General features: G+C 64.5%; 27 protein-coding genes. 15 read left to right on the top strand and 12 right to left on the bottom strand.

The window, feature by feature from the left end; translation table 11 throughout:
• The first annotated feature begins 11 nt into the window (after window positions 1-11).
• The gene (locus tag ACEN9H_RS08945; RefSeq protein ID WP_413674472.1) at window positions 12-2,846 is read left to right on the top strand and encodes a heparinase II/III family protein; all 2,835 of its coding nucleotides are present in this window, start codon (window positions 12-14) and stop codon (window positions 2,844-2,846) included.
• Between the two features lie 131 nt (window positions 2,847-2,977).
• Here ACEN9H_RS08945 and ACEN9H_RS08940 read toward each other — a convergent pair whose 3' ends face one another.
• Together ACEN9H_RS08940 and ACEN9H_RS08935 are read right to left on the bottom strand one after the other, a co-directional pair.
• Window positions 2,978-3,886 (bottom strand): alpha/beta hydrolase family esterase, encoded by a 909-nt coding sequence (locus ACEN9H_RS08940; RefSeq protein WP_413674471.1) that lies wholly within the window; start codon window positions 3,884-3,886, stop codon window positions 2,978-2,980.
• Window positions 3,887-4,329: 443 nt separating this feature from the next.
• The gene (locus tag ACEN9H_RS08935) at window positions 4,330-4,623 is read right to left on the bottom strand and encodes a cytochrome o ubiquinol/quinol oxidase subunit IV (protein ID WP_413674470.1); all 294 of its coding nucleotides are present in this window, start codon (window positions 4,621-4,623) and stop codon (window positions 4,330-4,332) included.
• Between the two features lie 430 nt (window positions 4,624-5,053).
• Here ACEN9H_RS08935 and ACEN9H_RS08930 point away from each other — a divergent pair, with 430 nt between their 5' ends.
• Together ACEN9H_RS08930 and ACEN9H_RS08925 are read left to right on the top strand one after the other, a co-directional pair.
• Window positions 5,054-5,611 carry a carboxymuconolactone decarboxylase family protein gene (locus ACEN9H_RS08930; protein WP_413674469.1) on the top strand — a complete coding sequence of 186 codons (558 nt, stop codon included), beginning with the start codon at window positions 5,054-5,056 and terminating at the stop codon, window positions 5,609-5,611.
• A 23-nt stretch (window positions 5,612-5,634) separates the two neighbouring features.
• Window positions 5,635-7,080 carry a dihydrolipoyl dehydrogenase gene (locus ACEN9H_RS08925; protein ID WP_413674468.1) on the top strand — a complete coding sequence of 482 codons (1,446 nt, stop codon included), beginning with the start codon at window positions 5,635-5,637 and terminating at the stop codon, window positions 7,078-7,080.
• 111 nt (window positions 7,081-7,191) lie between these two features.
• Here ACEN9H_RS08925 and ACEN9H_RS08920 read toward each other — a convergent pair whose 3' ends face one another.
• The gene (locus ACEN9H_RS08920) at window positions 7,192-7,563 is read right to left on the bottom strand and encodes a DsrE family protein (RefSeq protein WP_056330894.1); all 372 of its coding nucleotides are present in this window, start codon (window positions 7,561-7,563) and stop codon (window positions 7,192-7,194) included.
• 138 nt (window positions 7,564-7,701) lie between these two features.
• Complete coding sequence (locus ACEN9H_RS08915) at window positions 7,702-8,601, bottom strand: LysR family transcriptional regulator (RefSeq protein WP_413674467.1); 900 nt, start codon at window positions 8,599-8,601, stop codon at window positions 7,702-7,704.
• A 106-nt stretch (window positions 8,602-8,707) separates the two neighbouring features.
• Between ACEN9H_RS08915 and ACEN9H_RS08910 the strand changes: the two genes are divergently transcribed.
• The 3 genes from ACEN9H_RS08910 to ACEN9H_RS08900 are packed head-to-tail and all read left to right on the top strand — an operon-like array spanning window position 8,708 to window position 11,027.
• A complete protein-coding gene (locus tag ACEN9H_RS08910; RefSeq protein WP_413674466.1) occupies window positions 8,708-9,163 on the top strand; it encodes a hypothetical protein in 456 nt (151 codons plus the stop codon).
• Entirely contained in the window at window positions 9,160-10,080 is a 921-nt protein-coding gene (locus ACEN9H_RS08905) for a pyridoxamine 5'-phosphate oxidase family protein (RefSeq protein ID WP_413674465.1), read from the top strand. The genes ACEN9H_RS08910 and ACEN9H_RS08905 overlap by 4 nt, the downstream gene beginning before the upstream one ends.
• Window positions 10,081-10,103: 23 nt before the next feature.
• Window positions 10,104-11,027, top strand: a complete 924-nt coding sequence (locus ACEN9H_RS08900; RefSeq protein ID WP_413674464.1) for an alpha/beta fold hydrolase — start codon at window positions 10,104-10,106, stop codon at window positions 11,025-11,027.
• Between the two features lie 611 nt (window positions 11,028-11,638).
• Here the strand turns inward: ACEN9H_RS08900 and ACEN9H_RS08895 are convergent.
• The 3 genes from ACEN9H_RS08895 to ACEN9H_RS08885 all read right to left on the bottom strand — a co-directional run bounded on the left by ACEN9H_RS08895 (window position 11,639) and on the right by ACEN9H_RS08885 (window position 14,285).
• Window positions 11,639-12,625, bottom strand: coding sequence for an alpha/beta fold hydrolase (locus tag ACEN9H_RS08895; protein ID WP_413674463.1), 987 nt, complete (start codon window positions 12,623-12,625; stop codon window positions 11,639-11,641).
• 182 nt (window positions 12,626-12,807) lie between these two features.
• On the bottom strand, window positions 12,808-13,287 hold the full coding sequence (locus tag ACEN9H_RS08890; protein ID WP_413674462.1) for a DUF1348 family protein: 480 nt from the start codon (window positions 13,285-13,287) through the stop codon (window positions 12,808-12,810).
• Window positions 13,288-13,328: 41 nt separating this feature from the next.
• Window positions 13,329-14,285: a PDR/VanB family oxidoreductase gene (locus ACEN9H_RS08885; protein WP_413674461.1), complete on the bottom strand. Its 957-nt coding sequence runs from the start codon at window positions 14,283-14,285 to the stop codon at window positions 13,329-13,331.
• Between the two features lie 187 nt (window positions 14,286-14,472).
• Here ACEN9H_RS08885 and ACEN9H_RS08880 point away from each other — a divergent pair, with 187 nt between their 5' ends.
• A complete protein-coding gene (locus ACEN9H_RS08880) occupies window positions 14,473-15,405 on the top strand; it encodes a LysR family transcriptional regulator (protein WP_413674460.1) in 933 nt (310 codons plus the stop codon).
• Window position 15,406: 1 nt separating this feature from the next.
• Here ACEN9H_RS08880 and ACEN9H_RS08875 read toward each other — a convergent pair whose 3' ends face one another.
• The 4 genes from ACEN9H_RS08875 to ACEN9H_RS08860 form a co-directional block, all read right to left on the bottom strand.
• Window positions 15,407-16,171 (bottom strand): SDR family NAD(P)-dependent oxidoreductase, encoded by a 765-nt coding sequence (locus ACEN9H_RS08875; protein ID WP_413674459.1) that lies wholly within the window; start codon window positions 16,169-16,171, stop codon window positions 15,407-15,409.
• 99 nt (window positions 16,172-16,270) lie between these two features.
• On the bottom strand, window positions 16,271-17,461 hold the full coding sequence (locus tag ACEN9H_RS08870; protein WP_413674458.1) for an EAL domain-containing protein: 1,191 nt from the start codon (window positions 17,459-17,461) through the stop codon (window positions 16,271-16,273).
• Between the two features lie 89 nt (window positions 17,462-17,550).
• Entirely contained in the window at window positions 17,551-17,970 is a 420-nt protein-coding gene (locus ACEN9H_RS08865) for a DoxX family protein (protein ID WP_413674457.1), read from the bottom strand.
• 163 nt (window positions 17,971-18,133) lie between these two features.
• The gene (locus ACEN9H_RS08860) at window positions 18,134-19,030 is read right to left on the bottom strand and encodes a LysR substrate-binding domain-containing protein (protein ID WP_413674456.1); all 897 of its coding nucleotides are present in this window, start codon (window positions 19,028-19,030) and stop codon (window positions 18,134-18,136) included.
• Window positions 19,031-19,189: 159 nt separating this feature from the next.
• Here ACEN9H_RS08860 and ACEN9H_RS08855 point away from each other — a divergent pair, with 159 nt between their 5' ends.
• From ACEN9H_RS08855 to ACEN9H_RS08835, 5 genes are read left to right on the top strand one after another with little or no spacing between them, the layout of a single operon-like run.
• Entirely contained in the window at window positions 19,190-19,780 is a 591-nt protein-coding gene (locus tag ACEN9H_RS08855) for an NADPH-dependent FMN reductase (RefSeq protein WP_413674455.1), read from the top strand.
• Window positions 19,781-19,810: 30 nt separating this feature from the next.
• Window positions 19,811-20,659, top strand: a complete 849-nt coding sequence (locus ACEN9H_RS08850; protein WP_413674454.1) for a pirin family protein — start codon at window positions 19,811-19,813, stop codon at window positions 20,657-20,659.
• 30 nt (window positions 20,660-20,689) lie between these two features.
• Window positions 20,690-21,286 carry a malonic semialdehyde reductase gene (locus tag ACEN9H_RS08845; RefSeq protein ID WP_413674453.1) on the top strand — a complete coding sequence of 199 codons (597 nt, stop codon included), beginning with the start codon at window positions 20,690-20,692 and terminating at the stop codon, window positions 21,284-21,286.
• Window positions 21,287-21,307: 21 nt separating this feature from the next.
• Window positions 21,308-21,919 (top strand): NADPH-dependent F420 reductase, encoded by a 612-nt coding sequence (locus tag ACEN9H_RS08840; RefSeq protein ID WP_413674452.1) that lies wholly within the window; start codon window positions 21,308-21,310, stop codon window positions 21,917-21,919.
• A complete protein-coding gene (locus ACEN9H_RS08835; RefSeq protein ID WP_413674451.1) occupies window positions 21,916-23,019 on the top strand; it encodes an alkene reductase in 1,104 nt (367 codons plus the stop codon). Before ACEN9H_RS08840 ends, ACEN9H_RS08835 begins: the two co-directional genes overlap by 4 nt.
• Before the next feature lie 236 nt (window positions 23,020-23,255).
• Here the strand turns inward: ACEN9H_RS08835 and cynR are convergent, their stop codons facing one another.
• Window positions 23,256-24,146 (bottom strand): transcriptional regulator CynR, encoded by an 891-nt coding sequence (gene cynR, locus ACEN9H_RS08830; protein ID WP_413674450.1) that lies wholly within the window; start codon window positions 24,144-24,146, stop codon window positions 23,256-23,258.
• Between the two features lie 152 nt (window positions 24,147-24,298).
• On the opposite strand from cynR, the gene ACEN9H_RS08825 reads away from it, so the two are divergent.
• From ACEN9H_RS08825 to ACEN9H_RS08815, 3 genes are read left to right on the top strand one after another with little or no spacing between them, the layout of a single operon-like run.
• Window positions 24,299-24,961, top strand: coding sequence for a carbonic anhydrase (locus tag ACEN9H_RS08825; protein ID WP_056330854.1), 663 nt, complete (start codon window positions 24,299-24,301; stop codon window positions 24,959-24,961).
• Between the two features lie 36 nt (window positions 24,962-24,997).
• The gene (gene cynS, locus ACEN9H_RS08820) at window positions 24,998-25,468 is read left to right on the top strand and encodes a cyanase (RefSeq protein ID WP_371763297.1); all 471 of its coding nucleotides are present in this window, start codon (window positions 24,998-25,000) and stop codon (window positions 25,466-25,468) included.
• A gap of 20 nt (window positions 25,469-25,488) precedes the next feature.
• Window positions 25,489-25,680 (top strand): hypothetical protein, encoded by a 192-nt coding sequence (locus ACEN9H_RS08815; protein ID WP_413674449.1) that lies wholly within the window; start codon window positions 25,489-25,491, stop codon window positions 25,678-25,680.
• Window positions 25,681-25,691 lie beyond the last annotated feature (11 nt).

Raw genomic sequence — 25,691 nt, 5'->3', positions numbered from 1 at the left:
ACGACACCGATATGACATCACACCCGTTTCCTTTTCGCGCACACGTCCGGCCGATGGTCCTGGCCATCGCCTCCGTGTGCACCTGCGGCGCCACGACGGCGGCGCAACCCACCGCCCCCGACCATCCGCGCCTGCTGGTCCGGGCGGATACGGGCCGGATGGCCCTCGACGCCCGGCTGCGGCACGATCCGGCCGCAGCGCACGCCTACGACGCCATCCGGACGCGTCTGCAGCCTTACATCGAGCGGCACCGTACCGATCCCGCCTGGATCGTCTCGCGCCTGCAGATGTACTGGCAGGCGCGCAGCACGCGTATCTACGTGAGGAACGGTGTGTACGACCACGCCGACGGCGAGGCACCGGTACCGACGGTGCGCTTCACCGGAACCCGCGACGCCAACAGCCAGTACTTCACACCCAGGCTGGAAGACGTCAAGCCCTACATGGGCGAACGCGACCTCCTCTGGCTCCAGAACAAGGACGCGCGTGGCCAGCCATGGGAGTGGGTCGCCCAGGCCAAGAGCGGCCGCATCATCGAGTCGATCAACCTGCGTATCGCCGAACTGGCGCGCGATGCCGCCTTCCTGTACTGGGTGACCGGCGACGAGGCGTATGCGCGCTTCGCCTACGACATCTTCGATACCTATGTGAGCGGCATCGCGTACCGCGAAACGCCGGTCGACCTGAACGGCGGCCACGACCAGACCCTGGTCGGCCTGCAATCGTTCGAAGTCATTCATGAAGATATCGTGGGTCCGCTGACGGAGACCTACGACTTCATGCACGACTACATCGCACAACGTGCCGGCGCGAAGCGCACCCTGTACGACGACGCGTTCAGGAAATGGGCCGACCTGATCATTGCCAACGGCGTCCCCTGGAATAACTGGGACCTGATCGAAGCGCGCTTCGTCCTGCACATCGCCGCCATCCTCGACCCCGACGAACGCTACGCGGACCGGCGCGGTCGCGAACATTACGTGCGCAGCGTCCTCGAAGGAAGCGGCGCGCGCCAATGGTCGTTGCGCCGCCTGCTCGACCATGGCTATGACACGGGGACCGGCATCTGGAACGAGTCGCCTGGATACTCGATGAACGTCGCGAATGACTTCATGGAATGCGTCGATCTGCTCGACAAGGTATTCGACATCGATGCCTTGCCCGACCTGCCCGTGTTGCCGCACGCCGCGCGCGCCCTGCCCCAGTATCTGCTGCCGAACGGCCGCACGGTCGGCTTCGGCGACACCCGCTACGAGACGCCGCGCACGGGCATGATCGAACGGCTGCAGGCGCATGCGTTACGCCATGGCCGGATCGGGGCGGCGGAGGAGTACGCCGGGTTGCTGGATGCGCTGCGCGGCAGCGACAGTCCCATGCACCGGGACGATGTCCACGCCCTGCTGGAGGGTCTCGACGCCACGCCGCGAGCGGTCCTTCCCGCCCGTACGGGTGGCCCCGGCGTGGCTGCCTACCAGACCCCGACATTCTACGCACCGAACGCGAGCTGGCTCATCCAGCGCAGCGGCTACGACCGGCCGGACGCGCGCGACAAGGCACTGGTCATTTCCCAGGCCGGCTCGAACGGCAATCACGCGCATGCCAACGGCATCGCGATGGAGCTGTATGCGCATGGCCTCAGCCTGGCGCCCGAGAGCGGACGCGGGTCGGGCTACCTGCAGAACGACCACCTGGAGTACTACTCGCAGTTCCCCGCGCATAACACGGTCGTGGTGGACGGGCTGTCGGCCTATCCCTCGATGAAGAGCAATCATCCGCTCACCCTGCATGCCGCCTACCCCGCGCCGGCAAGCCCTGCGTCCGCCGCCTTTCCCTGGGCTACGTTCAGCGACGTCGGATTCCTCGAGCCCGAAACCGATGCCGACCAGGCCCGCACGCTCGGCATCGTTCGTCTCGACCAGGACAATGGCTACTTCGTCGACATCTTCCGTTCACGTCGCAGGAACGGCAAGGACCGCTACCACGACTACATCTACCATAACCTCGGACAGTCGCTGAATTTCGTCGGCGCCGACGGCGCGCCGCTTCCCACGACACCTTCCGAGCGCCTGAGCTTCGCCGACGGCGACTTGATCGGCTACGACTACTGGCGGGATCGCAAGTCGGTCTCTCCGCACGGACCTCTGCGCGCGCGCTTCGACCTCCGGCTTCCCGACCGAGCCGTAACGATGACGGCGTGGCTCCAGGACGCTCCCGGGCGCGAGTTTTTTTCGGTGATGGCGCCGCCGTCGACCGCATGGTCGTCCGGCATGCTGCCGCGCGAGATCGAACGTGCTCCCCTGCCGACCCTGGTGGTCCGGCAGCACGGCGCAGCCTGGGAACGGCCATTCAGCGCGGTGTTCGAGCCTGGCGCCGGCACGGCCACCAATCTTGTGAATGTCGAGCAGATCGACGGTATCCACGCAATCGCATTGCGTGTGACGGCGTCAGGCCGACGCCGCCAGACAATTATCTCGGGCGATGGCGAGCATGCGCGCTTCCGGCACGACGGCCTGTTTGCGCTCGGCCGCTATGCCATCGTGGCCGAACGTGATGGTCAACTCGACTACCTGTTCCTCGGCCACGGACGCGAACTGTCAGCCTTCGGCCACACGCTGTCCGCCGCGACGGACGGCACCGCGGCGGCACTGTGGCGCGCGGACGGCCGCTGGCTGTACACCGCCACCAGGCCGGCCCGGCTCCGGGTTCCCGCCGAGGCATGGCCACGTACGCTCGTGGTCACGGTCCACGGGAAACCGATGCGCCTTGCCGGCCGCCGACGTACCGTCGACCGTCACAGGATCATCGAATTCGACATGCCGGCAATGCCCGCGACGCCGATACGTTGATTTGCCGCGAGAAGGAAGTGGTTTCTCGGTATCCCGGATAAGGTAACCCTGTCCTTTACTTTTCCCACGTGGACGCATCGACGGTGCTGCAACTGACTTTGCCGGCCTCCGGCGGCCTGGCGTCCAGACTCTCAGGCCGGATCGAGGAAAAAACGGAGCAATTCCAGGCTGGCATTGGGACCGCTTTCATCGCTGTAGCTGCCGCGCCCCGTGCCGCCCGACCATGCATGGCGGCCGCCCTTGATGGTCCAGTGTTCGACCACGACACGCCCGTCCGCACCGCGATGCACCTGCCGCTCGTATGCGCGCCCACGCGTGCTGCCGGTCTCCGTCGCTACCGACACTACCACGGCGTTGTCGAGAAACTGCCGCACAATAGTCGTCCCATTGTTCGGGTGGACCGTGCAGTCGGCGTCGCCGTGAAACACGATGATGGGTCCACTGTCCGCAGGCCCCGCATGGGCCAGGGCTTCCGCATCGATGCCGCCCCGCATTGCCTGCATTGCACTGTAGCTGTCCGTCGCGCTCCCGTGCGCCAGGCCTGAATGGCAACCGATCGCGGCGAACAGTTCGGGATAGGTCCTGCCCAGTATCACCGCCATCGCCCCGCCGGCGGACAGGCCGGCGACGTACACCCGTGATGCATCGATCGCGTGCTCATCGATCACCTCGCGCGTGAGCGCCGCGATCAGGCCCGGTTCACCCTGGTCACGACGGTGATGGCGCGGCTCGAACCAGTTCCAGCACAGGCTCCAGTTGGCGCGGGATGACTGTTCGGGGTAGAGCACGGCACAACCGTATTCTTCCGCCAATGCATTCATACCGGTACCGAGTGCGAAATCGTCGGCATCCTGGCTGCCTCCATGCAGCATCACCACCAGCGGCAATGGCTCACCCGTACACCCGGCGGGGACGAACAGCTTGTACCGCAGCGATCCCATCACACTGTCGAAGTGCCGTACAACAAAGTCAGGTGCTTCCGGCACGGCGGGCGCGCCGATCCACGGCGGTTGGGTCAGATTCGACCAGGCGTCCAGCATTGTGTTTAGCATATTCGGCTCCCAAGACATGCCTGGATTGTCGCGCCATGCTGCATCGCAGCAAAGAGCGTTGTGCCTGTTATGGTGTAGGACAAACACTGGTGAGTAGCGAGCAAGGGAAATCAGCGTTTCACGAAATATTCGGTGAGCCGCGCAAAAACGCTGATCGACAAATATTTCTGAGCTCGCTGGGTCAACAGCAAGGCCAAGCAAACTTGTAGATGGAATCGATTGCTGACGTAGATCAGCGCCAATGCGCTGATCTACAGATGTGCTGGAGGCGAGGACGGGAGTCGAACCCTTCTAGACGGCTTTGCAGGCCGTTTTGGCTCTGCAGTTTGCCGTGCTTGTAAGGTGGTATGTCCACCCAACATGCTCAGTCGAGCAGGGATGCCGCCTATGTTGCGACGCCATGCGCCAAAGGTTGGTGTTTGCGTTATCCGTTACCTGAAGTAACCCGCGACCATGATTGCGATCACCAGGCCGGTGCAGACGAAATTCGCGGTGTTCTCGCGCTGGTCCTTGCGAGTGCCGGGGTGCAGAGACCAGACGATTTGCACCAGTACCTGGCCCACGCACAGTACGACTATGGCGGGCCGGGACAATTCGCTCGGTACGATGCCGGCCATGACCGCGCCGAACGGGACCAGGATCAGCAGAAACGACAGACACAGGCGTGCCGCATAACTGCCGACGCTGCCCTGGGAGGCGGAAGAAGTGATTGCATGCGCGTTCATACGAACTCCTTGACATGGACGAACGTGAAATGAAGACTCAGTGCCAGGTCGCGTCGTGATCCGGCGCCGGCGCATGAGTTCGGGACTACGTATGAATGCAGACTACTTGAAAGCAATTTCCATACATGAGGACAAAATGTCCTACATGTCGGCCATACAAGATGACGTCAAGCCGGCCGCAAGACCGGGAGCCCCTGCCAACTGCGCGCGCCTTCAGTAAACGACATCGCCACCACCTGCCGCAGCCAGCGGTTCGACGTGTCCTCGTGATACCGCTCGTGCGAATGCCGCTTGACCGGGAAGGTCGGCAGTTCGACGGGTGCTGGCGCCTCTCCTGAGACGATCGGGCAAAACGTTGCGGCACCCGGGCATGGCGGTCATGCCCGGCGGCGCCCAGAATGTGTCCATGCATATTCACCGAGGAGCCATCATGTCGCTACTGACCCAACACACGCTTTCCACCGCCCCGGAGGCGAGCCGCGCCCACGTCGAGCGCGCACTCGCCAATAACGGGTTCCTGCCGAACCTCGTCGCCGTACTGGCGAATTCGCCGGCCGCCATCGAGGCCTACTACACCGTCGGCGCCCTTAATGGGCGCACCAGCCTGACGCTGGCCGAACGCGAGACCGTGCAGATCACGGCGGCGGCCGTGCATGGCTGCGGCTTCTGCGTTGCCGGCCACACCGCGGTCGTCACGAAAGCCCGTCTCGATGCCGATGTCGTGGCGGCGCTGCGCGCACTGGCGCCCGTGCCGGATATCCGCCTGGATGCCGTCGCCCGCTTCACGCGCGCGGTGATCGCGCAACGGGGTGCCGTCGGCGCGGACGCGCTGCGCGCCTTCCTCGACGCCGGCTTCACGGAGGCGGCTGCACTCGACGTCGTGCTGGGCGTGAGCCTGGCCACACTGTGCAATTTCGCCAACAATCTCGCCGGCACATCACTCAATCCGGAACTCGCGGCCTACGCCTGGACGCCGGCCGCCGCCTGAATCGCCATCGCAAGGAGGACACCATGAACCACCTGAACGTCGACGTCGCCATCATCGGCGCAGGCAGCGCCGGCATGAGCGCCTACCGCGCCGCGCGCGCCCACACGGACCGCATCGTCGTGATCGAAGGCGGCGCGTACGGCACCACCTGCGCGCGCGTGGGCTGCATGCCGAGCAAGCTCTTGATCGCAGCGGCAGACGCCGCGCATGCCGTCGCCACGGCCGGCCGATTCGGCGTCGTGACCGCACCGCCCGCGATCGACGGCGTGGCCGTGATGCGCCGGGTGCGCGCGGAACGCGACCGCTTCGTCGGGTTCGTCGTGGAAGCGGTGGAAGCCTGGCCGGAAACGCACCGCCTGCGCGGCCACGCGCGCTTCCTCGCGCCGCACGAACTGGACGTCGGCGGCCACACCCGCGTGACGGCAGGCCGCATTGTCATCGCGACCGGCTCGCGGCCGCACGTGCCGGCCGGCTGGCGCGAGACGCTGGGCGACCGGCTCGTGATCAACGACGATGTCTTCGCGTGGACCGACCTGCCGGCGTCGGTCGCGGTCGTCGGCACTGGCGTGATCGGGTTGGAACTGTCGCTGGCACTGGCGCGGCTGGGCGTGCGCGTGCGCCTGTTCGGCCGGAGCGGCCGTGTGGGACCACTCACCGATCCGGACGTCGCGGCGAAGGCGCGCGCGATCGTTGCCGGGGCGCTCGACGCGTCGCTCGATGCCCACGACCTCGTCCCGGCGCGCAGCGGCGACGGCGTCGTGCTGCGCTGGACGGAGGACGGCACGCGGCGCGAGGAGTCATTCGATTACGTGCTGGCGGCCACGGGCCGCGTGCCCGCGCTCGACGGCCTGGACCTGGACCGGGCCGGCATCCCGCTCGACCACCGCGGTATGCCGCAGGCCGGACGCCATACCAGGAGAGTGGGCCGCTCGCACGTGTTCATCGCGGGCGACGCGTCGGACGAGGTCGCGCTGCTGCACGAGGCGTCGGACGAAGGCCGCATCGCGGGCGACAACGCCGGCCGTTATCCCGACCAGGTGGTGCGCCCGCGCCGCGCGCCGCTGACGGTCGTATTCAGCGACCCGCAGATCGCGCTTGCCGGAGAGACCCACGCCCAGCTGCGCGCACGAGGCGCGCGATTCGCGGTGGGCAGCGCCAGCTTCGACGACCAGGGCCGCAGCCGCGTCATGGGCCGCAACCTGGGCATCGTGCGCGTGTACGGCGAGGCGGACAGCGGGCGCTTCCTCGGCGCCGAGATGATCGGACCGGCGGCCGAGCACATCGGCCACCTGCTGGCGTGGGCGGTCCAGCACGGATTGACGGTGCAGCAGATGCTGGACAGTCCGTTCTACCACCCGGTGGTCGAGGAAGGCGTGCGCACGGCGCTGCGCGAACTGAAGGCGGCGCTGGACCTGCCGGCGCCGCCGCTGGCGGACTGCCTCGACTGCGCGCCGGCAGCCGTGGCGTAGCGCGCTACTGGATCGGCGCCTGCAGTTCGCCGAGGCCGGCGATCCACACGCGCACGACGCTGCCGCACATGCACGGCGAGGCGGCCTGCCTGATGGCGCCCTGGCGACGGCTCAGAACGTGAAGACCGTGTAGCCGTCGGCCGCGATCTGCGCGATGCTGGGCAGGCCGGACGTGCCCGGCACGCTATTGTCGGTGATCAGGTCGAAGCCCGCCTTTTCCACTTCCTCACGGGCGCCGAACACGTCCGCACAGCCGCACGACACCCCCACCACCCGGTCTTCCACGGCCTTGTACAGCGCGTGGATCGGGTGGGCCGTGTCCGCCAGCACGCCAGGCCAGCGGGTGCCCGTGCCCTGGAAATAGATGCCGACTTCGGTGTCCTTCTGCTTGAAGTCATAGGCGGCGGCCAGGCCGTTGAACATGCGGCCCAGCGCTTCTTCGCCGGCTTTCGGATCGGACAGGATGATGATGGCTGCTTTCATGATTGCTCTCCACAAGGTCGGGTTGATCGTTTCGTTACCGCCGCATCGTGCAGCGGATGAGGCCAGTCTAGGCATTTACGATCGCGAGATAAACCGTGCTCAAAGCAATATATTGTTTCGCCAAAAGAAATTACGTCATCAATTCAGATGGGGATGCGCACGCAACTCTTCCGCGAGCATGTCGATGAAGTTACGCACCTTCGACGAGCCGAACTTGCTCTCGCGGTGTACCAGGTGCACCGGCCACGGTGCCTCTTCATAATCGGACAGGATGATCTTCAGGCGCCCCGCCGTCAGTTCGTCGGCGATCTGGTACGACAGCAGGCGGCAGATGCCCAGGCCGTTCGTCGTCGCTTCGATCGCGGCGTCGTTGCTCGTCACGGTCAGCCGGGGCTTGAGCCGCACCATCGTCGGGTCGTCGACCGCGCCGAACTTCCATTCCACGCGGGGCGAGATGCCGCTTGCTGCGATCACCGTATGGCGCAGCAGGTCCGCCGGATGTTGAGGCACCGAGTGACGCGCGAGATAGTCGGGCGAAGCGCACAACACGCGCCGCACGTGGCCCACGCGCAGCGCCTTCAGGCTGGAATCCGGCAGGTGGCCGATGCGGACGGCGACGTCGATGCCTTCGTCGACCAGATTCACGATCCGGTCGAGGAACAGCGCGGTCACGTCGACATCCGGGTACTCGTTCAGGAAGCGGACGATGCACGACATCACGAACGTCTTGCCGAACAGGACGGAAGCGGTCACGGACAGGTTGCCCTTGGGCGCCGAGTTGACGCCGGCCGCCGCCTCGTTGGCTTCCTGGATGCTGGCCAGGATGCTGCGCGTGTCGTCCAGGTACCGGCGCCCCGCTTCCGTCAGCCGCACGTTGCGCGTGGTACGCAGCAGCAGTTTCACACCCAGCTGCTCTTCGAGGCCCGCGATCGCGCGTGTCACCGCGGCGGGTGACAGGTCGAGGCGCCGCGCGGCGGCCGCAAAGCCTTCTTCTTCGCCGACCGCCACGAAAACATTCATCAGGTGTATCTGGTCCACTTGTTTCTCCAGGCGAAAGAGTGACTTGCGTGACGCGTGCATTCCGGTCGCCCGCATTATTTCGCAAAATGGAGGCATCAGCAATAAATGCGACGGGATAACCATCATGAATGCGAATAAAACTTTCATACCGCCTGCCGCCGTCCGTCTCTACGACCTGGCGCAAGGCGGCACGCTCGACCCGCAGACGCGGATCCGCATCGCGCTGTACCTCGCCCGGCGCGGCCAGGGCGTGTTCGAGGCGGGGTCCCTGCGGCTCTGCGGGCGCGCGGCGGGTATGAACGGCGCCGAAATGGCGGCGAACGAAGCGGGCACGAGCCACGATGCGAAAGGCACCGCGTGCCTGGCTTTCGTGCGCACGCTGCTCGACGTACCCGATGCGCCGTCCGCCCTCGACGTCGACGGCATGGCCGAGGTGGGCTACCGCGCCTCCGACATCGCGGAAGTGATCGGCCAGGTCGGCATCAACCGCCACCTGCATCAGTCCCCTGGCGCGATCGCCGACTGCGGGCGCCTGCAATCGCATCCGCAACCATCCACGAACGAACAGGAGCAACCATGAACGACAAATTCCACGAAGGCGAGCGCGCCGTCCAGGCATCGGCCGAGGAAACCGCGATCGCGGACCGCAACATCGCGGTGCTCACGCAGACCGTCATCGGCGGCGCGCGCCCGTTCATCGCCAAGCAGTTCATGGTCGTCCTGGGCAGTATCGACGCCGAAGGCACGGTGTGGTCCTCCGTCGTGTTCGGCAAGCCGGGCTTCCTGCACACGCCCGACGGCACCTCGATCGAGATCAACGTGCCGCTCAAGGAGCGCGACCTCGCCGACCCCGTATGGGCCAACCTGGAAGCCAATCCCGACGTCGGCATGCTGTTCATCGAGCTCGGCTCGCGGCGACGCTACCGCGTCAACGGCACCGTGCAGCGGCTGGACGCGCGCGGCGTGGAGGTGGCAATCCGCGAGGCGTACCCGAACTGTCCCAAGTACATCCAGCGCCGCGAACTGCGGCAGCTGGGCGAGCCGCGCCTGCCCGTGCAGGCCGCCGAAGGGACGGTCCTGCGTGGTGCCGTCGAGCAGATCGTCCGCCGTGCCGACACCCTGTTCGTCGCCAGCCACCACGCGGCCAGCGGCGCCGACGCGTCCCATCGCGGCGGTCAGCCGGGCTTCGTGAAACTCGTCGATGAGACCACGCTGCGCATTCCGGACTACGCCGGGAACAGCCTGTTCAACACGTTCGGCAACTTCAAGGTGGACAGCCGCGCCGGTGTCTGCATTCCGGACTTCGAGCACGGGCACCTCCTCCAGCTAACCGGGCGGGCGACCGTGTTGTGGAACCAGGACGATCCCGCCAACGAAACAGGCGGCACGGGCCGCTTCTGGGAATTCAAGGTCGAGCGCTGGATCCTGCGCGACACGCCGCAGGCGATGGCCTGGGAATACCTCGACGCCTCGCCGTTCAATCCGCCCGTCCGCTGAGCGGACCAACTTCAGGAGCCTTCATGAAAGCACTTGCCGCAATTGCCCTCGCCGCCGCCGGCGCCGCCCAGGCCGCACCCATCGCCTACCGCACCGTCAACGTGGACGGCGTCAATATCGCCTACCGCGAAGCCGGCCGGGCGGACAAGCCCACCATCTTGCTGCTGCACGGCGTCCCGAGCTCGTCGCGCATGTACGATGGCCTGATGCGCAGGCTGGGCGACGAGTACCATCTCGTCGCGCCCGACTATCCGGGCTTCGGCAACAGCGATGCGCCGGATGCGGCCACCTACACGTACACCTTCGACCGGCTGGCCCAGGTCATGCAGAAGTTCACGGACGCCGTCGGCGTGAACCGCTACGTGCTGGTGATGCAGGACTATGGCGCCCCGGTCGGCATGCGCATGGCGGTCACCCGTCCGCAGGCCGTGCAGGCCATGATCTTCCAGAACGGGAACGTCTACGAGGAAGGGCTTGGCGCGATGTGGGCGAAGCGCAAGCCGTTCTGGGCCGACCGTGCCGCGCATGAAAAGGACGTGGTCGCGGCGCACCAGTCCGTGGCCGTGACGCGGGCCCGCCATATCGGTACGGATCCGAACGTCGAAGCGTACGATCCCGACCTGTGGATGGACGAAGTGGCCTACCTGAACCGTCCGGGCCAGGCGCGCATCCAGGCTGACCTGATCTACGATTACCAGAACAACCTGGCCGCGTACCCGCAGTGGCAGGCCTGGCTGAAGCAGCACCAGCTGCCCACGCTGGTCGTGTGGGGCAAGTACGACCCGGCATTCATCGAGCCGGGCGCGCACGCGTTCCGGCGCGACCTGCCGTCCGCCGAGGTGCACGTGCTGGACGGCGGCCACTTCGTGATGGACACGAAGCTCGACGACGTAGCGGCCATCACGCGCGCGTTCATGCGCAAGCTGCCGGCGGCCGCTGCCCGTTGATTCGCCCCCTCCAGCTCCGGCCGGCGCCGGAGCTTCCCCGCCTCCGCACTTCCCTCCCTTTGTTTGCCCCGGCATTCAACGCCCGTACACCGCCGAGATGAAACGGCTCCGCCGCGTCTTATATCCCAGTCCTGCTCCACGCGCGTCCGGCGGCCGTCTTGGCGATAGCCTCGCCGCCGGAACGGGTCGCGTTGACGCCGGCGACAATAGAGCGCCTGGCCTTCAGTACCGCATCTGGCAAGGGCACCTTTTCTTATATCGCACTGATTTGACAGGCGCGAATCGGCAAGGACCTGTCGGCGCACGCGATGGGCGCCACGCTCCGCGACAGGCGCGGCCTGCTCCAGGATGCGACCGCGCCGGCGGGAACCCCGGCCGGCACGGTCTTATACCGGTTCGCCCGCTGGCGCGTCGACGTGGCGCTCGCCGTGGCGTATTGCGAGCCGAGTGTCAATGCATGCAGGGAATTCGCGATCGAACCGACGACAGCGTTCATCGAACCGTATGCGCAACCGGAAGATCTGCTGTCCGAGAAAGATGTCGAGGTGCCGTGTAGGCGGACTGGTGGGGAATTACAGGCCGGGCTCCGCGGCGGAAGCCCGGCGGACGGCTCAGCGTTTGACTTTGCGGTTGAGGAAATCGCGCACCAGGCGGGCAATCTCGTCCCCGTCCTCTTCCAGCGCGAAGTGGCCGGTGTCGAGCAGGTGCAGCTCCGCCTTCGGCAGGTCGCGCAGATAAGGGGTGGCGCCGGCGGCCGGGAAGATCTTGTCGTTCTTGCCCCAGACGATCAGCATCGGCGGCTGGTATTTGCGGAAGTACGCTTGCCAGCCAGGGTACAGCGGCGGGTTCGTGCCGTAGCTGTGGAACAGTTCGAGCTGGATCGCCTTGTTGCCGGGACGGTCCATGTACGCCTGGTCCAGGATCCAGGCGTCAGGGCTGACGTGCAGCGCCGGGTTGCGGAAGCCTTCGGTGTACTGCCAGCGCGTGGCGTCGGCTTCGAACAGCGGGCGCAGCTTGGCAGCGTTGGCTTCGCTCTTGTCGGCCCAGTAGGCCTTCAGGGGCGTCCAGAACGGGTTGTCGATGCCTTCGTCGTACGCGTTGCCGTTCTGGACCACGATGGCGCTGATGCGCTCCGGATGTGCGGCGGCCAGGCGGAATCCGATCGGTGCGCCGTAGTCCTGCACGTACATCGCGTATTTGGTCATTCCCAGCTTGCCGGTCAGCTTGTCGACGACGGCGGCCAGGTTGTCGAAGCTGTACGCGAACTTGTCCATTGCCGGCTGGTCGCTCTGGCCGTAGCCGGGATAATCCGGCGCGACGACATGGTAGCGGTCAGCGAGCTGCGGGATCAGGTTGCGGAACATGTGTGACGACGTCGGAAAGCCGTGCAGGAGCAGCACCGTCGGCGCATCCTTCGGGCCGGCTTCGCGGTAGAACACCTTGACGCCGTCGATGTCGGCCGTGTGGTAGCTCACGGCATTGGCGGCGCGGGCCGTCTTGGTCGGCGTGGCGGCCGAGGCGGCGGCGTAGGCGGGATGAGCAAGCGCAACGGACAACAAGGCGGCAAGCAGCGGCAGGCGGGTACGGAACGTGGTCATGTCGATCTCCTTGGGTGAGGTTGATGGTTCGGTGTGTCGGCAATTCCAGTGTCACTGATTCGGCTGGCAAATAGAATCCGCGTCAGACGCAATTGATTATTGCCCTTGAAGGAATTGTCTTCGCGTTCCACGAATGACAACGCCCCGGCGGATGAGGCCGGGGCGTTGCGGGCGGACGCGGGTCAGAGACCGAGGTCGGACAGGCCGGGATGGTCGTCGGGCCGGCGGCCGAGCGGCCAGCGGAACTTGCGGTCCGCTTCCCGGATCGGCATGTCGTTGATGCAGGCGTAGCGGCGTACCATCAGGCCGTCAGGGCCGAATTCCCAGTTCTCGTTGCCGTACGAGCGGTACCAGTTGCCGGAATCATCCCGGCTCTCGTACGCATAGCGCACGGCGATGCGGTTGTCCGTGAACGCCCAGAGCTCCTTGATGAGGCGGTACTCCAGTTCCTTGTTCCACTTCCGTTCGAGGAAGGCGCGCGCCTCGTCGCGGCCGTTGGCGAATTCGGCGCGGTTGCGCCAGCGCGTGTCCAGGCTGTACGCCAGGGCGACCCTGGCGGCGTCGCGCGTGTTCCAGCCGTCTTCGGCCAGACGGACTTTTTCGATCGCGGATTCGCGTGTGAACGGCGGCAGCGGCGGGCGGACTTCGGTGGTCGACGACATAGTGGGTCTCCTTGTGGATACGGCGGTGGGTGGATGGCGCTTCAAAGATCGAGTTCGAGTTCCGGCGTGCTGGCCCACGACACGCAGGTGGTCATGCCCTGCGCGCGCTGCGGCCCCGTGAGGCACACGTCGCGGTGCACGGGTGCGCCGGACAACACGCCGGCATAGCAGTTGCCGCATTCGCCGCGCCGGCATTCGTACGAGACGAACACGTCGGCCGCGATCATCGCGTCCAGGATCGACTGGCCGGGCGCGACGTCCAGCACCATGTCGGACTGGCGCAGGTAGACGCGCACCGGCTGGTCGGCGCCGCCGTTGCGGGCGCCAAAGCTTTCGAACCGCACGTGACGCGGGGGCCAGCCCAGCGCGGCCGCCCGCTCGGCGACCGCCTGCAGCAGCCCGGACGGGCCGCACGCATGCAGTTCGCATCCGGCCTCGTACGGGCCGATCAGGACGTCGAGATCGGGCCGTCCTCCGCTGCCGGTGACATGGGTATGGATTGCGCCCGCCAGGCCGCGCAGGTCGTCGAGCAGCACGAGGCGGTCCGCGTCCTTCGCGATGTAATGCAGTTCGTAGGCGGCGCCCGCGGCGTCCAGGGCGTGCGCCATCGGCACGATCGGGGTGATGCCGATGCCGCCCGCGATCAGGATGGTGCGCCGCACGCCTGGTTGCAAGCGGAAGTCGTCGCGCGGCGCGCCGACCTCGAGCTCCATGCCGGGTGCGAATTCGTCGTGCAGGGTGCGCGAGCCCCCGCGGCCGCCCGCCTCGCGCTGCACGGCGATGCGCAGCGCACCGGCGGCGGCGCCGACGATGGAATAGGCGTTGCGATGCCGGATGCCGGTCCGCGAGGCAAATACCAGTTCCACGTGCGCGCCCGGCTGCCAGGGCGGCACGGCCGCGCCATCGACTGGCACCAGACGGAATTCCTTGACGACTGGACCGTGCGCCAGCACGGTGGCGATACGATAGCGCGTGGTCGGTTGGGCGGAGGTGGTCATTGCGGTTTCCCATCGTCGTTGGTCGATGGGATCATTGTCGGGAATAACCCTGCCGCCAGAAATCATCCTGTCCGCAATTCATTATTTCGGGCACAGGAACAATGAGGACTATTGCGTCTACCTCAATGGTGTATTCCGCTGAGGGGCGGTAATCGCGGGAGATGGCCGGCCGTAGAATCGACACGTTATGAAACTCGACCTGAACCTGCTGCGCGTGCTGGTGGCGATCCACGACACCCGTAACCTCTCGGCTGCGGCCGGCCTGCTGAACGTGAGCCAGCCTGCCGCGAGCGCAGCACTTGCCCGGCTGCGCCATGCGTTCGGCGATCCCCTGTTCGTCCGGACGCCGTCCGGCATGACGCCCACGCCGCGCACGGATGCCATCATCGGCAGGACCCGGGAAGTGCTCGACGCGATCGACCGCGACATCGTGGCGGGCATCGAATTCGATCCGCTGCGCGCCGGCGGGGAGTTCACCTTCTGCATGACGGCAATCGCCGAATTCGTCTTCCTGCCCCGCCTGCTCGCAACCCTGAAAAGGCAAGCGCCGGGCATGCGCATTCGTTGCGTGTCGCCGGCGCCGGGCCAATTGCGCGACGGCTTGCAGGACGGGCGCATCGACCTGGCGCTCGGCTTCTACCCCGACCTCGTCTCCGCCGATTTCTACCAGCAGCGCCTGTTCTCGCACAGCCTCGTATGCGTGGTACGCGACAAGCATCCATTCGCAGGCCCTCGCCTGACCGCGAAGGAATTCCGCCAGGCGGACCACATAGTCGTCGGGGATGGCAGCCGCAGCAGCGAAATGCTGGACGCCCTGCTCGCCAGCGGCCGCATCGACCGCAACGTCGTCCTGACCACGTCGCATTACCTGTGCGTGCCGCCGGTACTCGCGCAGTCGGACGCGGTCGCTGTCGCGCCCCGCATCGTGGCAGGCATGTTCGCCGAGCGGTACGGCCTGCGCCTGCTCGGCCTCCCGTTCGACGTGCCCGACTATGACCTGAAGCAGCACTGGCACCGCAAGTTCCACCACGATCCGCGCCTGGTCTGGCTCCGCACGCTGATCCGGCGCGAGTTCGGCGACGGCCACCTCGACGACCTGATGGAGACGCTGGCCGCCTGAATCACCAGGCCGTGGTGCCGCCATCGATGGCGAAATCAGCGCCGGTGACCCATTTCGCTTCGTCGCTGGCCAGATACAGCGCGCAGTACGCGACATCTTCCGGCGTACCCACCGCGCCGTCCAGCATGAGCTTGCGCTTCATCGGCCCGAACCAGTGCGGGTCGGCCATCAGCGCCTCGGTAGCGCCCGTGCGCACGAGACCCGGCGAAATGGAGTTGGCCCGGATGCCATGCGGCCCACCTTCCATCGCCAGTTGATGTGTCATGGCGATTACGCCGCCCTTGCCGGCCGCATGTGCGAGCGCTGGCAGGACCTCGTACGCGATCTTGCCCGACACGGAGCCGCAATTGATAATCGAGCCACCCTGCCGCTTCAGGTGCGGCCAGGCGGCCTTGCAAGCGTTGAACACGATGTCGAGTTCACCCTTCATCGTGGCGCGCCACATCTCGTGCGTCATGTCCTCGATCGATGCGAAATGCACCGCGGCGGCATTGTTGTAGAGGATGTCGATGCGGCCGAACTTCTCGATGGCGAAGTCGATCAGCGCCTGTGCATCCGCGGGTTCGGACGGGTCGCACGGGTGCAGCGCGGCGCCGCTGCCGCCCCGTGCGACGAGCGTCGCCATGGTCTCGCGGCTGCCCGCCTCATTGACGTCGCAGCCGACGACGTGCGCCCCTTCATTGGCGAACAGCAAGGCCGCCGCGCGGCCCATGCCGCTGCCGATGCCCGTGATAATGGCTACCTTTTCCTGCAGTCGATTTCCCACTGTCGTCTCCTTGTGTCGTTGATGATTCGTATTGTCGACACAGCGTAGCGTCGGTGAAGGACGTGAGGAAATCGATTCTCTTTATGTGCCGTATCCGCTTTAATGATGGGCAGAGCGGGACTGGAGGCGAAACAACGCTTCGAGTCCGCTATCCTCCAGATCCTCGAGAATGCGGATCAGGGTGACCGACACTTGCTTGAGTTCGTGCAGGAGCGGCGCCATCTCGGCGGGCCCGGCCCCGGCCCGGATACGGGCGACGATGCGCGCGCCGACGTCGTGCAAGCCACGGTGCGGCGCGTCCAGGTCGCGGAACATCGGCAGGTCGGCGAAATGGCGCCCTTCTCCCGCATACCACTTGCCAAGCGCGCACTTGGTCAGGCAGAGCGCCGGATAGGTGTTCGTCTGTCGCAGCGGCGAATCCGGCGGCAGGCTGCTGCGCTGGATCGCGTAACTTGCCATCTCGCGCCGCCACTGCACATGGTCGACGATCGCCATGTGCACCAGCCCCACCGGCAAGCCGCGGCAGTGCGACGGGTGTGCACAGAAGGCCTTGAACTCGGCCAGCGGCAAGGGCCGGCTGAGCAGGAAGCCCTGTGCGATGCGGCAGCCTGCTTCCACGAGGAAGTCGTGCTGGGAAACAGTCTCGACGCCCTCCGCGACGACTTCCAGCCCGAGTTCGTGGGCGAGCCGGATCGAGGAGCGGACGATGGTTGCATTTTTCGGCGAATCGAGCATGCGCTCGACGATGCCCTGGTCCAGCTTGATCGTCGTGAACGGCCATTGGCTGAGCGTATCCATGCTCGAATAACCGATGCCGTAATCATCCATCGCGAGCCCGATGCCGGCATCGGACAATGCGCGGATATTGCCGAGGACCTCCGGGCCGCTCTGCAACGCCTGTGTCTCGGTGATCTCCAGTTCGAGCGCCGCCGGGGGCAAACGTTGCGTGAGGATCGCATCGAGGATAGCGTGCGTCAGCACGGGATCTTCGAGGTCGCACGTGCTGACGTTGAACGAGACGCAGAGCTGGTCGGCCAACCCATGGTCCACCAGGTCGCCGATGAGCTGGGGCAGCAACTGGAGCGTCAACCGGTTGATCAAGCGCTCCCGCTCGGCGAGCGGGACGAAGGCGCCTGGCGAGAGAATCGTCCCGTCCGGCCGGCGCCAGCGTACGAGCGCTTCCGCGCCGACGATACGGTTGGTGATCAACGAGGCCTTGGGTTGGTAGTAGAGAATGAACTCGTTATTGCGCAACCCGCTGCGGATCTCGTCCGCCGTGACGTTCACCATGGCAGTTCCTGATTGGCGCCGATAGCGACGTTATCCGCCAACAAGGCCGTTGCGTCAAGTTCGTCCCGGCGCTGACCGCATTGTTCGGCTCAAGCCAGGTTCGGCGCGACGTTGACCGGTTTTCGGCCGACGCTCAGCGCGCCGGGCCCGAACGCTGCAATGTGAAGGAGGCCGCCAGCCATCGAGATATTTTTCAGCAGATGGGCGAACTGGTTCTGATCGCCGAACTGGCCATGAAACAGGAGCCCTGCGGCGACGCTGAACAGCGCCAGCGCCAACGCAGGAAACCGGACGCGGTAGCCGAACATCAGAAACAGCCCGCCAACGACTTCGAGCAGCACCGTGATGCCGTACGCGACTTCGGGCAGTGGCATGCCGACACCTGCCAGCAGCTTGATGGTCGACGTCGGGTCGGCGATCTTGGAGATACCGCTCACCACAAAGATGGTGGCGAGAAGCACGCGGCCCACGAGAGAAGTCGTGTCTTGAAAGGTGTTGGTCGAGTTCATGTTTTGCTCCTGAAAGTGGATTGAAGGACTTTCGGTCCGTCGCGTTGATCGCTGACAGACACACTTTACGAACTCGGAGATACGAAATAAAGATGGGATAGTGAGATGGACTAGCTCAATAAAACACCTAATCCATTCGCACAGCCGCAATGCTTTTCTCTGTCTATAGCAGGTTCTGTTCTTTGATCGTTGCCGTCGCAAAGTCGAGAAACGCCGACACCGCGCGCGGAAGCTGCCGGCGGCTGAGATAAACGAAGTGCACGCCAATTGGGCCGGAGCCATAACCCGGCAGTACTACCTGCAAACGCCGTGCCGCAACGTGCGTTGCAATCAGGGCCGCCGGCAACAATGCAATACCCAGTCCCGCGATCGCGCCTGATAACTGCGCTGATGCGGTATTGACCTTGAACGGGCCGTCGACTTCCACCGAGACCGACGTATTGTCCGGCCCAAACAGCTGCCACTTGGTACGAGAACCGCCACGGCTGGGAACGCTGATGCAGTCATGCGAGCCCAGTTCTTCGGGGGTGCCAGGTATGCCCCGTCCGGCCAGGTATCCAGGACTTGCGACGAGACAGGTGCGGCTTGTTCCGATTTTGCGCGCGACGAGCGAGGGATCGTTGTCTGCCGAGCGCAACGCAACATCGATTCCCTGTCCGAACAGGTCGACCCGGGCGTCATCCAGTTCGAACTCCAGCCGTACGCGCGGATAAGCCGCGGCAAAACGCGTCAACGCGGCTGTCGGGAACCATGTAAAGAAATCGGCGGGCGCCGCGATCCGGACTTTTCCTGCGACCTCCGCCCCACCCTCGGTTGCCTGGCCCGCGGCATGCAAGAGAGCATCGATCTGGTCCGCGCACTCTGCAAAAAGGACGCGTCCGGCATCCGTCAGTGTCAAGCGCCGGGTTGTCCGCTGCATCAACCTCGCGCCGAGCACGTCTTCCAGTCCCTGCAGGCGTCTGCTGGCCGTGCTCGATGGAATCCCCAGTCTTCGTCCCGCTTCGGCAAAACTGCCTGCCCTTACCACGTTGACAAACAGCGCGATGTCGTTGAGGTCCATGATTACGCTTTCAAATGCACGAGTCTATCCCATTCTCCCATCTTTATCCCCCACTGGCCAGTTCGTATAGTGGTGCTCACTGACGCAGCAGTGTGAAGGGGACGCAGGACAAGTTCTTCTCTTCCGATTCCGCGTCCAACTTCGGCACAGGAGCCAAACATGAATGTCATTTCCGTCATCGTCGGCAGCACCCGCGAGGGACGTTTTTCAGAATTCCCGGCGCACTGGATCAAAAACCACCTTGAACAACGTTTGGACCTCAAGGTGCAACTGCTCGACCTGCGTGATTTCGCGATGCCGCTGTTCGACAGCGCCATGCTGCCGGGTATCCCTGGCCGGCCGCCGTACGAGAACGAAGCGGTCCGCCGCTGGACGGCATCGATCGGGGCGTCGGACGCCTTCATTGTCGCCACGCCGGAATACAACTTCGGGCCGCCGGCCGTCCTCAAGAACGCCATGGACTGGGTCTATCCGGAATGGCAACGCAAACCGGTCGGCTTCGTGAGCTGGGGAAGCCAGGGCGGTTCGCGCGCGGTTCAACAGCTGCGCGAAACGGCAGTCGAATTGCACATGGCGCCGATCCGGAATGCGGTGCATCTCCCCGTCACCGCGATCTACGCGCATTTCCAGGGAAAGTCGGACGACATCCAGGCGATCCTGCATGCCAGCGACGCACAGGCCAATACGATGATCGACGATCTGCTGTGGTGGTCGGATGCGCTCAAAGCGGCACGCACCGCCGGCGCCTGAGCCATCCATGTCGATCAAGGAGACTTTTCCATGTCAGCCTTAGCCCAACAAAATACGCCGGCACTGCGCCGCATCGCGCACCGTACGAACGGACGCACGAATGGCCCGGCCAATCGCCTGATGAGTCCTTCGGACTTCGGTGAATTGATCAAACCTTTTGTCTTCCTGGATTTTTTCGACTTTCAAGGGCTGCCCTTTACCGGGCAACTCCATCCGCACTCCGGGATTGCAACCTTGACCTATCTGATCGAAGGTCGCATGGACCTCATCGATCCCGACGGACATACCACCGTGCTGCCGAAGGGTGGCGTGGAGTGGATGCAGGCCGGCCGCGGCATGTGGCACGGCGGCAGCGTGGGCGACAAGGAACGCAACCGGGTCCGTGGTTTTCAGCTGTGGGTTGCATTGCCGCCGGAGCATGAGCTCGGGCCGACCACCACCGTTTTCCAGGCAACCGAAGAGATCGCAACGAGCGGCCCCGTGCGGGTACTGCTCGGTAGCCACGGCGATGCCAGGAGCGTGATCCCGGCGCCATCCGCGATGAACTACCTGGCCGTCAACCTGAAAGCGGGCGAACGCTGGATGTATGTGCCGCCGGAAGATCATACGGTGCTTTGGGTCGCATCCGTCGAAGGCGGCCTGCTGGCGAATGGCGAGCCGATTGGGAAGGAGGAGTTGGTCGCATTCGAACAGTCCAGGCTCGGTGTGGCGTTCCAGGCCGAGCGCGACACCGAGTTCATGCTCGGCTCGGCCGTACCGCATCCGCACGATCTCGTGATGGGCTACTACTCGGTCCACACCTCGCAACAGGCTTTACGCGAAGGGGAATCCCGGATCCAGGCGATCGGAGCGCGCCTGCGCCACGAAGGCCGGCTCTGACGGCATTCATGAACTTCATAGGACAACATCATGCGTGACGCAGTGTCGCCAGAGGTGCTCGACCAGCTGTTCATCAAAGCCAGGTCGCACCATGCATGGACGGACAGGCCGGTGCCTGACAGTACCCTCCACAGTCTGTACGAGTTGATCAAATGGGGGCCGACCAGCGGCAACCTGCAGCCAGCACGCATCGTGTTCGTGCGCAGTGACGAGGGCCGCAAAAAACTGATGCCGGCGTTGGAGGGTACGGGCAGTAATCCCGCCCAGGTGCAGGCGGCCCCCGTGACCGCCATCATCGCGCAGGATACCCGCTTCTACGAGCAGGGGCATCGCCTGTTCCCCCGCATGAACGTCAAGCCCATGTTCGAGGCCGATGCGGCATTTGCCGAGTCGATTGCGTATCGCAGCAGTTCCTTGACGGGGGCGTATTTGATTATCGCGGCCCGCGCTCTTGGACTGGATGTGTGTCCAATGTCTGGATTCCACAACGCGATTCTGGACAACGCGTTCTTCAAAGGCACGGACTGGAAGGCGAATTTCATCTGCACGATCGGTTATGGGGATGACGCCCGACTCTATCCGCGCGACCCACGGCTGACCTTCGAAGAAGCGTGCAGGCTCGAGTAATTACATCAAAAGGAGAACATCATGACCAGCATCGGCATCATCGGCGCAGGGCAGATCGGCGGCGCGATCGCCCGCCAGCTTGCGCGTCTCGGTATCGAAGCAACCATTTCCAACAGCCGGGGCCCGGCGACCCTGCGCGAGCTTGCGGAGCAGCTGGGGCCCACGATCAAGGCGGGCACGCGAGAAGAGGCAGCGGCAAAGGATCTCGTGTTCGTCGCAGTGCCGTGGCCCAAACTGCCTGCGGCGCTCGCGGATTTGCCGCATTTTGGTGGCCGCATCGTCGTCGACACCAACAACCCACTGCAGAAAGCGCCGCTGCCGCCCATCGACATCGGCAACCAGGCGTCATCGGCGATCTTTGCCAGGATGGTTCCAGGCGCACGTGTCGTAAAAGCCTTCAATCATCACGCTTTCTGGAACCTCACGGCTGATCCGGACAAGGAAGGCGGTCAGCGCATCCTCTTCTATGCGGGCGACGATCAAGCAGCGAAAGCCGAGGTGGCTGCCTTGATCGAACGCCTGGGCTTTTTCGGGGCCGACATGGGCGACATCGAGACCGGCAGCAGGCTGTTCCAGCCGCCGGGCGCCGCCTTGGCCGGTCCTAATCTGGTCAAGATGGAGTTGCGCGCATGAACCCCATTTTCTCTCCGCTGACGCTTGGCCGCGTGCGGCTTCAGAACCGGATCGTGATGGCGCCCATGACCCGTGCGCGGGCCAATGCCGACGGCACGCCAGGTAGTCTTGCCGCCGAATATTACGGGCAGCGGGCAAGCGTCGGCCTCATTGTCACGGAAGGTACGCAGCCTTCCGATGATGGCCAAGGCTATCCGGCGACGCCGGGCATTTACACCGAAGCCCATATCGCCGGCTGGCGCAAGGTCACCTCCGCGATTCATGCGCACGGCGCGAAGGTATTCTTCCAGTTGATGCATGCGGGCCGGATGTCTCATCCCGATAACACGCCGCATCACCGCCAGGGCGTGGCGCCGTCCGCGATCGCGCCGGGGGAACAGATTTTCACGCTTGCCGGCATGCGCGATATCCCCGTCCCCCGAGCCCTCGCAATTGAAGAGATTCCAGGCACGATCGACGCGTACCGCCACGCCGCACGGTGTGCGATCGAGGCCGGCGCGGACGGGGTGGAGATTCACGGCGTCGCCTACCTCATTCACCAGTTCCTGGCACTGAGTGCAAACCAGCGCACCGATCGCTATGGCGGCTCGATGGAAAACCGCGCCCGCTTCGCCATCGAAGTCGCGCAGGCCGTTGTTGCGGAGATCGGGGCGGACCGTACCGGCATTCGCCTGTCACCCGGCTTTACCGGGATGGGGCTGAGCCACGGCGACGAGGGGCCGGATCTGTATCGCTACCTCGTCACCGAGCTCAACAAGCTTGGGCTCGCTTACCTGCATATCGTGCATTATGGCGACGAATCGCTGCTGTCGGACTTGCGTGAGCGCTGGGACCAGGTACTGATCCTGAACAGGCCGGAACGACCGCGTGACGAGATCGGGAACGATATTGCTTCCGGCTTGGCCGAGCTGGAATCGTATGGGCAGATGACCCTGGCCAATCCCGACTTCATACACCGTCTGCTGACAAATGCCCATTTGAGCGCGGCGGACCGGACGACATATTTTGGCAATAGTCCTGAGGGATATGCGGTTGGCTATACGGATTACGGATCGCTGACAGACGTGTCGCCCTACCCCAGTTCGCTCGACAAATCTTGACCGCCCGAGTGGCTGCACCGGTGTACGCAAGAGTTGCTCTTGGGTCAAAGTAACGATGTTTGTTGCTTGCACCGGATGGCTGACGTAGATCAGCGCTAAGGCGCCGATCTACAAGTATGCGGGAGGCGAGGATGGGCGTCGCACCCATCTACACGGCTTGGCAGGCCGGCTGGCAGACTTCGATGATGCCTGCTTTCAGACACTCCAAGCGGCGCCGCACGTACTCCAAACGTCGCTCAACATGAGTCGCTGTACAACTCCTTGCATAGCGCCGTGAACGCAAGCGAAACAGCGGACCGGTAAACGCCACGCCGGTACAGCAAGGTTGCGGTACGCGGTTGCGGTTCAGGGGTGATAGCGACGTTATGCAGATCGGCATGCTGCATGCCGATGGCTTCGGGCAGCATCGTGATCACGTCGCTGTGGCGCACCACCTCGATCAGCGCGCTGATGGTGTTCGCTTCCACTGCAATGCAAGGCGTGAGGCCTCGCGAACGCAAATAATCATCCACGTGAGTACGCGTCGCAAAATCCGGGCTGAGTACCCCCAGCTTCTCCGAGGCGAGCATTTCCGGCGTGATCGGTCGCTTACGTGCGGCGAATTTGTGCTGCGCACCGACGACAACACTCAATCGTTCAACCAGCAAAGGCTGGCATTCAATGTCGTCCGCGGGGCGCGAGACCGTAAACGCGATGCCCAGGTCGACTTCGTCAGCCGCTACAGCTGCGGCGATGGTATCGAGGGACTTCTCCTGTAGGCGCACCGTGATGCCAGGGTAACGTGCATGAAAAGCCGCCAGTAAGGGGCCGACCAGGTAAGCGGTAAAAGTTGGCGTGGTGGCCAAGCGGAGCTCCCCACGTGCCAGGTCCTGCACATCGTGGATTGCACGACGGCCTGCCTCCAGCTCGCGCAAAGCGCGTTCCGCATGCTCGATATAGACCCTGCCGGAATCCGTGACCTTGACCGTTCGCCCGCTCCGATCGAGCAGCGTAACCCCGAGAATGTCCTCGAGCTGGATGATCTGCTGCGACAGCGTCGGCTGCGAGACATGCAAGGCTTCGGCGGCGCGGGTGAAATTGCCGTGTTCAGCGACGGCCAGGAGATAACGGATCAGACGAAGTTGCATGGCACCTAACTATTGGTTTTCCTATCCTGACTATTCTAAGCCAGCCCTCGAACTATTGGTTCTACCTATTGCAATCATTCGAAACCGGTCTTGGACGCAATAACATAATCATCCGAAGATGAGCTCACACCGACACCAAGGAGTGAGATCACATGAAACCGTTTATTCAAGGCGCGATGCAGTTCCAGGCAAATGTCTTCCCCGGCATGTCCAGCCTGTTCAAGCAATTGGCCACCAGCCAAAAGCCGGGCACGCTGTTCATCACCTGCTCGGATAGCCGCGTGGTGCCCGAGCTCCTGACCCAGCAGCAACCGGGCGACGTCTTCGTTATCCGCAACGCCGGCAACATCGTGCCTTCGTACACCTCCGAGCCGGGCGGCGTCACCGCCAGCGTGGAATATGCCGTCGGCGTGCTGGGCGTGACCGACATCGTGGTCTGCGGCCACAGCGACTGCGGCGCCATGACCGCCATCGCCAAGTGCACATGCCTGGACCACCTGCCAGCGGTGGCCGGCTGGCTGCGCCACGCCGATGCGGCCAAGGTCGTCAACGAAGCGCACACCCACATCACGCCTGAAGCGAAAGTGAGTGCCATGGTCTACGCCAACGTCGTGGCGCAGCTGACCAACATCCGCACCCACCCTACCGTCGCCCTGGCCCTCGAGCAGGGCAAAGTTGCCCTGCATGGCTGGGTGTACGACATCGAGACCGGCGGCATCAACGCCCTCGACGGCGCAAGGAACGAATTCGTCAACCTGGCCGGTCATCCCGACAGCGTGGCTTACCAATCCACCCGGCAGCTCAAAGCCGCCTGATCGAACCACCCACCCTTTACCTGAAAGGACTTCATCATGCTGCAATCGAACGTAACCCAAGACGCCCGCGTCGCCCTGACCTCCCGTGTGATCGCCGCCAAGGCCATCAAGGACCTGAGCTTCGCCCAGCTGGCCGAGGGTACCGGCCACCGCGTGGCCTATGTCACTGCGGCGCTCCTGGGCCAGCACGCGCTGCCGAAAGCCGCCGCAGAAGTGGTGGCCGACCGCCTCGGCCTGGACGCCGCCGACGCCAGGCAACTGCAGGCGGTGCCGCTGCGCGGCAGCATCCCGGGCGGTGTGCCGACCGACCCTACCGTGTATCGCTTCTACGAGATGGTGCAGATCTACGGCACCACGCTGAAGGCCCTGGTGCACGAACAGTTCGGCGACGGCATCATCAGCGCCATCAACTTCAAGCTCGACATCCAGAAAGTGGCCGACCCGGACGGCGGCGAGCGCGCCGTGATCACGCTGGACGGCAAATTCCTGCCCAACAAGCCGTACTGAACCATCTGGAAGGCGCTGCGATGAACACCGATGAACAAACCCATGTGCAGATCTGGTTCGCGCAACTGATGGGGGCGCGGCGCCTGAATTTTCAACGTGCAGCGGAAGGTTGGCTGATCACGCTCGACGGCTTCCCGATGTCATATGGAGAAACCCAGGAAATCGCCACCGGCTGGGCATATGTGATGAGTCACAAGTCCGCGTACGAATAAGAGACCGGCAC

Source organism: Massilia cellulosiltytica, from assembly GCF_047325105.1.
Taxonomy (GTDB): Bacteria; Pseudomonadota; Gammaproteobacteria; order Burkholderiales; family Burkholderiaceae_D; genus Telluria; species Telluria orientalis.
Note: the sequence above shows the minus strand (reverse complement) of the source record. Positions and strands in the feature narration are given on the sequence as shown.

What these genes read in the sequence shown, in the direction of transcription:
- ACEN9H_RS08945 (WP_413674472.1), top strand. Translation starts at nt 12, where the DNA reads ATGACATCACACCCGTTTCCTTTTCGCGCACACGTCCGGCCGATGGTC.
- ACEN9H_RS08940 (WP_413674471.1), bottom strand. Translation starts at nt 3,886, where the DNA reads ATGCTGGACGCCTGGTCGAATCTGACCCAACCGCCGTGGATCGGCGCG.
- ACEN9H_RS08935 (WP_413674470.1), bottom strand. Translation starts at nt 4,623, where the DNA reads ATGAACGCGCATGCAATCACTTCTTCCGCCTCCCAGGGCAGCGTCGGC.
- ACEN9H_RS08930 (WP_413674469.1), top strand. Translation starts at nt 5,054, where the DNA reads ATGTCGCTACTGACCCAACACACGCTTTCCACCGCCCCGGAGGCGAGC.
- ACEN9H_RS08925 (WP_413674468.1), top strand. Translation starts at nt 5,635, where the DNA reads ATGAACCACCTGAACGTCGACGTCGCCATCATCGGCGCAGGCAGCGCC.
- ACEN9H_RS08920 (WP_056330894.1), bottom strand. Translation starts at nt 7,563, where the DNA reads ATGAAAGCAGCCATCATCATCCTGTCCGATCCGAAAGCCGGCGAAGAA.
- ACEN9H_RS08910 (WP_413674466.1), top strand. Translation starts at nt 8,708, where the DNA reads ATGAATGCGAATAAAACTTTCATACCGCCTGCCGCCGTCCGTCTCTAC.
- ACEN9H_RS08905 (WP_413674465.1), top strand. Translation starts at nt 9,160, where the DNA reads ATGAACGACAAATTCCACGAAGGCGAGCGCGCCGTCCAGGCATCGGCC.
- ACEN9H_RS08900 (WP_413674464.1), top strand. Translation starts at nt 10,104, where the DNA reads ATGAAAGCACTTGCCGCAATTGCCCTCGCCGCCGCCGGCGCCGCCCAG.
- ACEN9H_RS08895 (WP_413674463.1), bottom strand. Translation starts at nt 12,625, where the DNA reads ATGACCACGTTCCGTACCCGCCTGCCGCTGCTTGCCGCCTTGTTGTCC.
- ACEN9H_RS08890 (WP_413674462.1), bottom strand. Translation starts at nt 13,287, where the DNA reads ATGTCGTCGACCACCGAAGTCCGCCCGCCGCTGCCGCCGTTCACACGC.
- ACEN9H_RS08885 (WP_413674461.1), bottom strand. Translation starts at nt 14,285, where the DNA reads ATGACCACCTCCGCCCAACCGACCACGCGCTATCGTATCGCCACCGTG.
- ACEN9H_RS08880 (WP_413674460.1), top strand. Translation starts at nt 14,473, where the DNA reads ATGAAACTCGACCTGAACCTGCTGCGCGTGCTGGTGGCGATCCACGAC.
- ACEN9H_RS08870 (WP_413674458.1), bottom strand. Translation starts at nt 17,461, where the DNA reads ATGGTGAACGTCACGGCGGACGAGATCCGCAGCGGGTTGCGCAATAAC.
- ACEN9H_RS08865 (WP_413674457.1), bottom strand. Translation starts at nt 17,970, where the DNA reads ATGAACTCGACCAACACCTTTCAAGACACGACTTCTCTCGTGGGCCGC.
- ACEN9H_RS08860 (WP_413674456.1), bottom strand. Translation starts at nt 19,030, where the DNA reads ATGGACCTCAACGACATCGCGCTGTTTGTCAACGTGGTAAGGGCAGGC.
- ACEN9H_RS08855 (WP_413674455.1), top strand. Translation starts at nt 19,190, where the DNA reads ATGAATGTCATTTCCGTCATCGTCGGCAGCACCCGCGAGGGACGTTTT.
- ACEN9H_RS08850 (WP_413674454.1), top strand. Translation starts at nt 19,811, where the DNA reads ATGTCAGCCTTAGCCCAACAAAATACGCCGGCACTGCGCCGCATCGCG.
- ACEN9H_RS08845 (WP_413674453.1), top strand. Translation starts at nt 20,690, where the DNA reads ATGCGTGACGCAGTGTCGCCAGAGGTGCTCGACCAGCTGTTCATCAAA.
- ACEN9H_RS08840 (WP_413674452.1), top strand. Translation starts at nt 21,308, where the DNA reads ATGACCAGCATCGGCATCATCGGCGCAGGGCAGATCGGCGGCGCGATC.
- ACEN9H_RS08835 (WP_413674451.1), top strand. Translation starts at nt 21,916, where the DNA reads ATGAACCCCATTTTCTCTCCGCTGACGCTTGGCCGCGTGCGGCTTCAG.
- cynR (WP_413674450.1), bottom strand. Translation starts at nt 24,146, where the DNA reads ATGCAACTTCGTCTGATCCGTTATCTCCTGGCCGTCGCTGAACACGGC.
- ACEN9H_RS08825 (WP_056330854.1), top strand. Translation starts at nt 24,299, where the DNA reads ATGAAACCGTTTATTCAAGGCGCGATGCAGTTCCAGGCAAATGTCTTC.
- cynS (WP_371763297.1), top strand. Translation starts at nt 24,998, where the DNA reads ATGCTGCAATCGAACGTAACCCAAGACGCCCGCGTCGCCCTGACCTCC.
- ACEN9H_RS08815 (WP_413674449.1), top strand. Translation starts at nt 25,489, where the DNA reads ATGAACACCGATGAACAAACCCATGTGCAGATCTGGTTCGCGCAACTG.